The 10,924-nt window shown below is 48.5% G+C and carries 6 protein-coding genes and 1 pseudogene; 4 read left to right on the plus strand and 3 right to left on the minus strand.

Annotated elements, in window-relative coordinates:
- Window positions 1–282: 282 nt before the first annotated feature.
- Entirely contained in the window at window positions 283–1,089 is an 807-nt protein-coding gene (locus tag ACTIE0_RS20345; RefSeq protein WP_006621695.1) for a TatD family hydrolase, read from the minus strand.
- Window positions 1,090–1,282: 193 nt separating this feature from the next.
- Complete coding sequence (rpsT, locus tag ACTIE0_RS20350) at window positions 1,283–1,600, minus strand: 30S ribosomal protein S20 (RefSeq protein WP_039932061.1); 318 nt, start codon at window positions 1,598–1,600, stop codon at window positions 1,283–1,285.
- Between the two features lie 322 nt (window positions 1,601–1,922).
- On the opposite strand from rpsT, the gene hisD reads away from it, so the two are divergent.
- The 4 genes and pseudogenes from hisD to ACTIE0_RS20375 form a co-directional block, all read left to right on the plus strand.
- Entirely contained in the window at window positions 1,923–3,236 is a 1,314-nt protein-coding gene (gene hisD / locus ACTIE0_RS20355; protein WP_006621692.1) for a histidinol dehydrogenase, read from the plus strand.
- 48 nt (window positions 3,237–3,284) lie between these two features.
- A complete protein-coding gene (locus tag ACTIE0_RS20360; protein ID WP_006667929.1) occupies window positions 3,285–3,716 on the plus strand; it encodes a universal stress protein in 432 nt (143 codons plus the stop codon).
- Window positions 3,717–3,949: 233 nt separating this feature from the next.
- On the plus strand, window positions 3,950–9,259 hold the full coding sequence (locus tag ACTIE0_RS20365) for a PAS domain S-box protein (RefSeq protein ID WP_006667927.1): 5,310 nt from the start codon (window positions 3,950–3,952) through the stop codon (window positions 9,257–9,259).
- A gap of 771 nt (window positions 9,260–10,030) precedes the next feature.
- Window positions 10,031–10,671 (plus strand): annotated as a pseudogene (locus ACTIE0_RS20375) (group II intron maturase-specific domain-containing protein); the annotation flags it as partial.
- On the opposite strand, the gene ACTIE0_RS20380 reads toward ACTIE0_RS20375, so the two are convergent.
- The coding region (locus tag ACTIE0_RS20380) for a hypothetical protein (RefSeq protein ID WP_439516963.1) at window positions 10,668–10,924 on the minus strand (257 nt) is incomplete at its 5' end. The pseudogene ACTIE0_RS20375 and the gene ACTIE0_RS20380 overlap by 4 nt on opposite strands.

Raw genomic sequence — 10,924 nt, forward strand, 5'->3', positions numbered from 1 at the left:
ATTCTTCAATTAGCCCGGTTTCTAAAAACCAACGAAAACTCGATCGCTGAATTTCAATTAAATCAGGAAGTTCAAATGCCGATTCGTATTGGGTTGTGTTTGTCATGGTTTGTACAGGTCTGCTGGGATGTTCAAGGTCTGCTGGTATGTTAGGGTTAGGCGAAATCAGGGTTACCCCTACCACATCATCGCCCCCATTGAGTATCGATATATCCCCACCTCTGGGCAATTGCTCAATGGCTCGTCGGGCGATTGGGGAAATTTGGGAGTTGATTTGTTTGATTAGGGGGTTAGTTTACTAGGAATGACGGACAAGCCAAATAATTCCGAGGCATTTTTAGTAGTCTGCTGACTCAGAGTTTCTAGGGATACACCCCGGAGTTCGGATACTTTTTCGGCAACGTATTTCACGAAGGCGGGTTCGTTCCGTTTCCCTCGTCGAGGAACCGGAGCTAGAAAGGGGCAGTCAGTTTCAATCAATAGCCGATCGCTACTAACCCGACGAGCAGATTCCTGAATTTGGGTAGCATTTTTAAAGGTTACCGTTCCGCTGAAACTAATGTAAAACCCCAAGTCTAAAAACCATTGCATTTCTTCAGGACTTCCACCCCAACAGTGCATAACACCTCGCACGGGACCATGATCTTTATCATCGAAGAAATCCCGCAACAGTTCCACCATCGAGGCGGCTGCATCTCGACAGTGGATAATTACGGGTTTATTTAGTTGGCGAGCTATTTCCAGTTGGGCTTGGCAAATTTCCTTTTGACGGGCTTCATCCTTAGCCTTATAAAAGTCTAACCCCGTTTCCCCGATCGCTACTACCCTCGGATCAGATTCAGCTAGAGTCCTAATTTCACTGGCTGTGGTTTCTGTCCATTTCTCTGTATCCAGAGGGTGCAACCCTACGGCAAAGGATAGTTCTTCTACTTGGTCGGCGATCGCCCTGATTTCGGCAAATTCCCCTGGATGAACACAGGAGTGTACCAAAGACACCACTCCAGCAGACCGCCATCGCTGCCGGATACCTCCGAGGTCTGTAGCCAGACTCTTGAAGTTAATGTGAACGTGAGTATCAATTAGCTGCATCTGGTGCTATCTGTCCTTCAGCATAGTTCCCAGCCTTTCGGCTAATATTTTAGCCAACACTGTTGGATTTTTGGTGATCACCGTTTTCTGGGATATCCCATTTAGCATAGCCATCCACTGAAGTTATAGGTTTTTCCACCCCTCACTTCAGTGCGACTTGCTGACATACTCGCGGACGGCACGAGGTTTCCCCCTAGGAGGCTGTCGCTTCCTGGGCGCTAGAATTAGGCTGGTGTCGTTTCAAGAACCGAGCTAATCTCGATTTTTTCCGTGCCGCATTGTTCCGGTGCAGAACACCTACCTTAACGGCTTTATCGATTTTGCTGGTGGTTGCTGACATCCGCTGCTGGACTTCCTGCAACGCTTCATCGGTGGGATTAGCCGCATATTGCTCAACAGCGGCAAAATATTTTTTCATGAGCGTCCTGACGGCTGAATTATAGGTTCTATTCCTCAGCCGATTGCGTTCAGCAATTTGGACTCGTTTAATGGCAGATTTGATATTGGCCATGGCTTCCGGTGTAGGACTACGCGGATCTTTGATAATCAAGATTTCCAGAAATACCAATATAGCACGTCAATAGGGGAATTTGTGCATTAAATTTTTATTTTGCCAATACGGGGGCGCAAAAGTCCAGATGAGGGCTGAAGATCTCGGAGTCAGGCAGAGTCTGTGAATCCGCGTTACACTATATAACAAACGCGGGTTATACTGAAAGTTAGGCTGACCTGGTTCGGCTTAATTAGGTATAAAAGAAATTTAGCCCCATCCGGGTTGCTCAATTCCCTTGCGTTTTGGCTAGTAACTTCTACGGTTTGCACTCCTAATCACCATGCTGCGAATTATTACTCAGTGGGTTGAAGCACAATCAGAACTGCGACGCATCGCCAGTCGTACCCATGATGATACTGTTATCCATAAAGAAGCTACGGTGCGAGAAGTTCTGCAAACCGTGAAGCGACAAGGGGATAAAGCACTGCTGCACTACACCCAAGAATTTGACCACAAAACTCTGACCCTGGAACAGTTGCGGGTCAGTGCTTCGGAGTTGGATGTCGCTTATCAACAGGTTAATTGCGAACTTCTCGATGCAATTCGGTTAGCAAAAAAACAGATTGAGGCATTTCACCGCCAGCGTGTTCCTAAGTCTTGGGTTCACTTTGGCGATGATAATGTGGTTTTAGGTAAACGATACACCCCTGTTGACCGGGCGGGTTTATATGTGCCGGGAGGCCAAGCGTGCTATCTCAGTACGGTTTTAATGAATGCTATTCCGGCTAATGTGGCTAAAGTGCCTCGCATTGTGATGGTAACTCCCCCAGGCATTGATAATAAGATTAGTCCGGCGATTTTGGTGGCGGCTCAGGAAGCTGGAGTCCAGGAAATTTATCGGGTAGGTGGCGCTCAGGCGATCGCTGCTTTGGCTTATGGTACGGAAACTGTGCCGAAAGTTGATGTGATCACAGGTCCGGGTAATATATATGTAACGCTGGCGAAAAAATTGGTTTATGGTACTGTCGGTATTGACTCGCTGGCGGGACCGTCTGAGGTGCTAATTATTGCCAATAGTATCGCCTCCCCTGTTCATGTGGCGGCGGATATGCTCGCTCAGGCAGAACATGATACAATGGCGGCGGCGATTTTGTTGACGACAGACTCCGCTTTGGCTCGTCAGGTGGTGGCTGAGGTGGAACGACAGCTTGAGCATCACCCGCGCCGAACTATGACGGAAAAGGCGATCGCTCACTATGGCTTAGTGGTGGTGGTGGACTCCCTAGAAGCAGCGGCTCAGTTATCTAATGAATTTGCTCCCGAACACCTAGAGCTAGAAGTTGAGGAGCCGTGGGAACTATTAGAACACATTCGCCATGCGGGGGCAATTTTCCTAGGTTGTTCGACCCCGGAAGCGGTGGGAGATTATTTAGCAGGTCCTAACCACACCCTACCCACTTCAGGTGCGGCTAGGTATGCTTCCGCTTTAGGGGTGGAAGTATTTATGAAACACTCCAGTTTGATTGAATATTCTCCGCAGGCGCTGCAAAAAGTCGCAAATGCTGTTAATATTTTGGCTACTGCAGAAGGGCTACCATCCCATGCAGATTCTGTTCGTCTGCGGACGAAAAATCAGGGAGATGGGGATTTTTAGCGGGTGTTGCTGATTTCTATGTCAGCTTAATGTGAGGAGAAGTTGCCAATGCTGAGGACAATTTTGGTTGCTATTGATGATTCCCCTTCTATGGAGATAATGATGAATGCCTTAAAGCAACTACAATTGGAACCCACAACCCATGTGATATTCTCCCATGTGGTTTCAACTACAGGGCCTGATGTAGATCCAATTGCCGATCGCCCCCATCCTAGCTCATCAGAAGAGTTAGCCTATTGGGATATCGAGAATTATCTACGCAGCTATCAGAAACAGTTAGCTGTTCCCAGTGATGTGGAAATTGTCCAGGGAGATCCAGCGGAAGAAATTATCCGGCTTTCTAATATCTATAAAACTGATTTGATTATTATTGGTAGTCGCGGATTAACTGGACTTAGCCGAGTATTACAAGGGTCCGTTAGTTCCCAAGTGGTAGCCGATGCTAATTGTTCAGTTTTGGTAGTGAAAGAAAAGGTGTAATAACCATGGTGTGAAATGCCGGACTAGCGGAGACTTTTTTAACTAGCTAACCGGTTTTTTTTGCCCATAAAAACAGGTCGAAAATATTTAGGGGATAGCGATTGACTGGAGCGGTTGATGAGCGCGAAAGCTGCATACTTGAGGGCGGAACTAGAAAGCTATCATGATCATGATCGACAAATTCCTAACTTCGGGGTTATGCTGGGTTTAAACATCCCTAGATCCTTGCGCTGATGGTTGATTACAATCAGAGTCCGACCGAAACCACCATAGACCCCAAAACCGCGATCGCCCTTAATGTGTTAACTATTTCCCCCGAAGCGACAGTGGAAGAGGCGATCGCCTTGATGAGTAATCCCAGTCGTGAATCAGACAGCAGTTCAATTATAGTCGTCACAGAAAGCGATCGCATTGTCGGTATTGTCACCGAGCGGGATATTGTGCGTCTGGCAGCCCAACAGCAACCCCTGCAAAGTTTGTTGGTAGGCGAGGTAATGAGCCAACCCGTTATCACCCTACAGCAGTCGGAACTAACTGATATTTTTGCGATCATTGACTTTCTGCAAAAGCGTGGCTTGCGCCATTTACCCATTGTCGATGACCACGATCGCCTGCTCGGTTTGATTAGCCACGAAAGCCTACAAAGGCTGACCCGTCCGGTGGACTTGATGCGGTTGCGGTCAGTGGGGGAAGTAATGGCTCAGGACGTGGTGACATCACCCCCCGATCGCACCCTGCTAGATATTGCTCAGTTATTGACCCAAAACCGAGTCAGTTGCGTGATTATCACCGAGTTCGATCCGGCCGACAACCCACCCATAGAGCGTCCTGTGGGAATCATCACCGAGCGGGATATTGTGCAATTCCAGGCTGTCGGTGGTGCGATCAGGGAAACCAGCGCCCAAGAGGTGATGAGTTCTCCCCTGTTTACAGTGCGACCGGATGAGTTTCTGTGGGCAGCCCAGCAACAGATGGAGGAACGGCGGATTCGGCGGGTGGTGGTCACTGGAGAACGGGGGAACCTAGTGGGAATCGTCACCCAAACCACCCTTCTACGGGCGTTTAACCCCATTGAAATCTATAATTTGGCAGAAAACCTCAAACAAAAAGTCAACCGCCTAGAAGCCGAAAAACTGGCGTTGTGGGAACGTCGCAACCAGGAACTACAAGAGGAGGTGGCCGCACAAACTCAGCGGATTCAAACTCAGGCCCAGCGCGATCGCCTGCTGCTGAATATTTCCACAACCATTCGCAATTCCCTGGACTTAGCCACCATTCTCCAGACGGCGGTGGATGAAGTGCGGCAGGTGTTGAGCTGCGATCGCGTGATTATCTACAAGTTTGAAGACGATTTGAGCGGTTCCGTCATTGCCGAATCGATTATGGCCGGTGGTCGTTCGGTGCTGCACAGTCAAGCCAATGACCCCTGTGTGACTCGAGAGTGGCTCGAACCCTATCGCCAAGGTCGCGTGCGGGTGGTGCGAGACATTTATGATGACTCCATGACCCTGTGCCATCAGGAGCTATTATTGAGCTTTGATATCCGCGCCAAGCTGATGGTGCCGCTTGTGGTAGACGATCGCCTCTGGGGGTTGATGATCGCCAGTCACCGAGATCAGCCCCGAGATTGGCAAACCGGGGAAATCGAACTCTTGCAGGCGCTCTCGATTCAATTGGCGATCGCCCTCAAACAAGCCACCCAACATGAACAACTCCAGAACGAGATTAGGCAGCGCCAAAAGGCTCAACTCGCCCTAGCATCTTTAAATAGCGAACTTGAAAGCCGAGTCGAGCAACGCACCGCCGAGTTACAGGCTCGGGAAGCCCGCTATCGTGGCCTCATGGAAGGAGCCAGTGATGCCATTTTCCTAGCCACCCCTGAAGGCTACCTGATCGAAGCCAACCGCGCCGCCGAGGACTTATTCGGCTACTCCCGCGACGATTTCAGCGGACTGAGCCTAGAGCGATCGCCCCTACATATCAGCCAACTCCATCCCCCCGAGGAATTAGACCGCATTTTTAGCAGTTTTGAGCGGATTATTGAGGAAAAACAGCTTTGGGTGTTGGATACCCGGATTCTGAAGGCGGATGGCTCAGAAATTCCCGTTGATATCTCAGGAAGCCTAATTAAAGTGGGCCAGACCCATATAGTGCAAGGGATATTCCGGGATATTGGCGATCGCGCCGCCTTTGAGGAAAAACTACGCAGCAGTGAAACCGAGTTACGCAGCGTCTTTGAAGCCATGGGGGATTTGGTTTTAATCATTGCCCCCGATGCGCGCAAGGTGAATGTGATGCCCACCCGCCACCAAATACTCGAGCCCCAAGCCACCGAGATTCTGGATCAAACCCTCGATTGTCTATTTCAAGACGAGGCCGAATCCCGCACTCGACTGCCGATTCTGGAAGCCTTAACCACCGGAAAAACCGTGTCGTTTGAGTATCAAATCGACCTGGAGGATCGCCGCATATATTTTGAAGCGAGTATTTCTCCCATGAGCGATCGCCGGGTGATTTGGGTCGCCCGGGATATGACCAAACGCAAACAAGCCGAGGCGGAAATTTTCCAACTCTCCCAACGGCTCAAAATTGCCTTATCTTCGGGAAACATCGGCTTTTGGGATTGGGATCTTCGCCAAAATCAAATTACTTGGGATGAGCAGATGTATGCCCTCTATGGGGTTGATAATTCGTCATACTTTTCGTCGCCAGAATCTGTGGTAGCTTACGAGGTTTGGTCTCATGGCGTTCATCCCGACGATCGCCAAGCCGCCGCAGACCTCCTCCAGAAAGCCATTTTAGGAGAAGCTGACTATAACACCGAATTTCGCGTCCTGCATCCCGATGGCAGCCTCCACTATATTAAAGCCTCTGGGTTAGTTGTCCGGGATGAAGCGGGTCAGCCCATCAGCATGATTGGGGTGAATTTAGATATCACCGACATCCGCCAAGCTGAAGCCGCCTTACAAGCCAGTGAAACTCGTTTTCGGCGGGTGTTTGACTCCAACGTAGTGGGGATGATGTTTACCAATTTTGCCGGAGACATCATCGAGGCTAATGATCGCTTTTTAGAGATGTTGGGCTATAGCCGCGCCCAACGGCCTATGGGTTTAATCAACTGGGCAGAAATCACACCCCCTGAATATCGAGAGTTGGATTTGCAGGCGATCGAACATCTACGCCAATCTGGATTTATTCACCCCTTTGAAAAAGCCTATCGCCATCAAGATGGACATTTGGTATTTGTGTTAATTGGGGTGGCGATGTTATCTCAAACTGACGGGAGTTGTGTTTGTGTGGTGGTGAATATTAGCGCCCAGAAAGCGGCACTTCAGGAACGCACCAAAGCAGAACAGGCTCTGCAAGAAAGTAAACTGCGCTTAGAACTGGGTCTGGCTTCGGCGAATACAGGACTCTGGGATTGGAAGATGCAGACGGGGGAACTTTGGTTCAATAAACAATGGAAATCCATGCTGGGTTATCAGGAGCATGAGATTGAGAACCGGTTGACGGAGTGGCAAAGTCGGGTTCATCCTGACGACTTAGCCCAAGTTTACCAGGACGTGGAGCGACATATTCAAGGAAAAACGGAGTTGTATCGCAATGAACATCGTCTGCGCTGTAAAGATGGCTCCTATCGCTGGATTTTAGCCCAAGGGCGCATGGTGGAACGGGATGCTGAGGGACGACTACTGCGGTTTATCGGCACTCATACGGATATTAGCGATCGCAAAAAAGCCGAACAAACCATTGAGCAGCAAGCGCAACGAGAACGGCTCTTGCGGGAGACGAATCAACGCATCAGTCAATCCCTGGATTTACCCACCATTTTTGACACCGCCTCTCGAGAGATTTGCAACTGTCTGCAAGGGAGCCGAGTGGGTATTTTCAAATTTTACCCCGACTCTGGCTATGACGACGGTGAGTTTGTGGCGGAGTCAGTGGTTAATGACTTCCCCTCGGTGCTGGCTATCCCCGTCCATGACCATTGTTTTGGGGAAAACTATGCCAGTCTCTACGCTCAAGGACGTTATTATGTGGCGGATGATATCCACCACGACGGTTTAGAAAACTGCCATGTAGATATTTTATCTCAGTTTCAGGTGCGGGCTAACTTAGTGATACCGATTATCTGTCAAGATGTCTTATGGGGACTGTTGTGCATTCATCAATGTGACGGCCCCCGCCATTGGGAACAGTCGGATATTGATTTGGCGCAGCAATTCTCGTTCCAGTTGGCGATCGCTATTCAACAGTCTAATCTGTTTGAGCAGTTGCAACAGGAACTCAGAGAACGTCAACAGGCGCAACAACAGCTTACTCAACGCAATCAGGAACTAATCCGCGCTACCCGTCTCAAGGATGAGTTTCTGGCTAATATGAGCCATGAACTTCGCACCCCCCTCAATGCCATTTTAGGCATGACGGAAGGGCTACATGAGGAGGTGTTCGGTCCCGTGAATGACAGACAACTGAAAGCCCTGCAAACCGTGGAACGGAGCGCCTCTCACCTGCTGGCTTTGATTAATGATATCTTAGATGTGGCGAAGATAGAATCGGGTCAGGTAGAGTTAGAATGTTCCCCAACTGCGATCGCGCCTCTGTGTAAATCCAGTATCGCCTTCATCAAACAGCAAGCCCTGAAAAAACGGATTCAACTCTCGGTTAATCTGCCCTTAAATTTGCCTGATATTATACTCGATGAACGGCGCATCCGTCAAGTATTAATTAATCTGCTCAATAATGCGGTTAAATTTACCCCAGAAGGGGGAAGCATCACCTTAGAAGTGATATTGCCCCCACCAAGAGAAGCGGAGGGAGAAAGCCCATATCTCCGGTTTTCGGTGAGAGATACTGGCATTGGTATCAGCCCAGAAAATATCAAGAAGCTGTTTCAACCGTTTATGCAAATTGACAGCGCCTTGAATCGCCAATATCAAGGAACTGGCTTGGGTTTGGCCTTGACAAAACAAATTGTAGAATTGCATGGCGGTCGGGTGGGTTTAACCAGTGAAGTGGGGGTGGGTAGTTGTTTTAGTATCGATTTACCCTATCAGGCTTCTGTGATGATTCCCCAACGGATGGACTCGGAGGCGGATTTAAACCCTAATGATGTGGAAACGCCATCAACCCCAAATGCAGCGCCTTTGCTGCTTTTAGCGGAAGATAATGAAGCGAATATCAGCACGATTTCCAGCTATTTAACCGCGAAAGGCTACCGGATTGAGTTGGCGAAAAATGGTCAGGAGGCAATTAATCAGGCTGTGGCTTTATCTCCTGATTTGATATTGATGGATATTCAAATGCCGGGAATGGATGGACTAGAGGCGATGAAACGGATTCGGGAGATTCCAGAGTTAGCGACAACGCCCATCATTGCCTTAACGGCTTTGGCCATGGAAAGCGATCGGAAGGCCTGTTTACTAGCGGGGGCTAATGAATACTTGAGTAAACCAGTGAGATTAAAACAGTTAACCATGACGATTCAAGATCTCCTAAATTCTTCTGAAGATGCCCTGCATCAGAAAACTGATGCCGTCTAAGCATTATCATCAGGATCAGGGCCACCCTACTGGGTGGAAGTAGTTGTCCGGAAAATCTGTAGATCTATGTCGTCTCACAAAGCGAGCGGAAGACCCTGATGTTGGCTATTCCCCACGTCCAACGTCTAACCTAGGATTTACTATTAGGTAGGTGAACTTGACCACCCTAGGGCTGAAAAGCGATCGGCGAATTTCTCAGGAAAATCTTTAGTTAGCTACCATCTAAAGGTTATAATTATGGTAACAGTGCGAGACGTTCAGGCATCAAATAGGGCTGCAATGCCCGAAATAACTGCCTGGAGTGGATTTAAACCCCTTGTTTGAATATAAGGATAGCACACCTGACCATCCCTATAACTGTTTATATGTCCCAAAGCGAAAGCAAGGCAGGGAACTCAAGGTTAATTCCACAAAGAAAATCGCAATACTCAACTATATAACACGGAGGATTAAAACCACTTGGGCGATTGTGGGAAAGAGTAACGGCGATAGCCACCCCCAGTTTCAGGAATCACACCCCGTCAGATTGAAGCGGGGAACGGAAGGCGTGAAGTAGAACCTACTACCAGATGCGACCACTGCCAACCATCCATGATTAGGGAGACCGAATGTCCGGCTTGAACCATCAGAACTAATTAAGTAGCGAAATAGGTTGATACGCTGCGCTTAAAAGAGTAAGGGGAAAAGTAGGAGTCTTGTTGCACTACCTACATAGACCTTTAAAAGTACCCCGGTTCTGAGGACAAATCTAAAGATGGAATGCCCATATAAGAAGTGATTAAAGGTGTAATAAAACAACTTAAAACAGCACCTCAATCAGCCCTGATAAGCAAACTAAACCCAATTATTCGGGGATGGTCAAATTACTATTCAGGGGTCGTCTCATCAGAGACCTTCGTTAAGCTAGACCATATAACCTGGCTAATGTTACGGGCATGGACAGTATCAAGATGCGGAAAGGCAAACCACGAAAAGCTAACAAACTATTTCAGACATGGAACGGTTAGACTTAGTAATGGGAAAGAAAGGCATGAATCTTGGTTATTCCAAACTAAAGATGGATTCCAACTATGGAAACATAACTGGACTCCATTGGTCAGACACACCCCAATACGCCCCGATGCAACACCCTACGACGGAAACTGGACTTACTGGGCAACCAGAAAAGGACAAGCAATCGACACGCCTAACAGGGTAGCAAAACTACTCAAAAAGCAAAAAGGCAAGTGTAAATGGTGTGGATTGTATTTCGCACCAACAGATATAGTTGAAGTAGACCACATTGTACCTCGAAGCCAAGGCGGAAAGGATGAATACAAAAACCTTCAACTACTACACCGCCACACCCGCGATGATCAAACGGCACTTGACAATGCCAGAGCTGTTCCTTAACAATGGAGCAGTCAGACTAGGAGCCGTATGAGGTGAAAGTCTCATGTACGGTTCTGAATGGGAGGGAATGGAGGCGACTCCATTCTCGACCCCTAATGGTTTGCCAGGATATAGTCGGGGATTCCTGGGGGGTGATTAAGCGATCGTGAAACCAGACTCTTGCATAAAATCCGGTAATTTCTGGCTCCTGCCGGAAATTACTCCTCACAGAGTCTGCAAGATGCAGGTCCAGGATTAGACCTACGTTAAGGGGGTTATGACACCCACAGGTGA

It is taken from the genome of Limnospira sp., from assembly GCF_051859755.1.
Taxonomy (GTDB): Bacteria; Cyanobacteriota; Cyanobacteriia; order Cyanobacteriales; family Microcoleaceae; genus Limnospira; species Limnospira fusiformis.

Bases quoted from the DNA above. Each gene is read 5' to 3' on its own strand.
- ACTIE0_RS20345 (WP_006621695.1), bottom strand. From the start codon at position 1,089: ATGCAGCTAATTGATACTCACGTTCACATTAACTTCAAGAGTCTGGCT.
- ACTIE0_RS20365 (WP_006667927.1), top strand. From the start codon at position 3,950: ATGGTTGATTACAATCAGAGTCCGACCGAAACCACCATAGACCCCAAA.
- ACTIE0_RS20360 (WP_006667929.1), top strand. From the start codon at position 3,285: ATGCTGAGGACAATTTTGGTTGCTATTGATGATTCCCCTTCTATGGAG.
- rpsT (WP_039932061.1), bottom strand. From the start codon at position 1,600: ATGGCCAATATCAAATCTGCCATTAAACGAGTCCAAATTGCTGAACGC.
- hisD (WP_006621692.1), top strand. From the start codon at position 1,923: ATGCTGCGAATTATTACTCAGTGGGTTGAAGCACAATCAGAACTGCGA.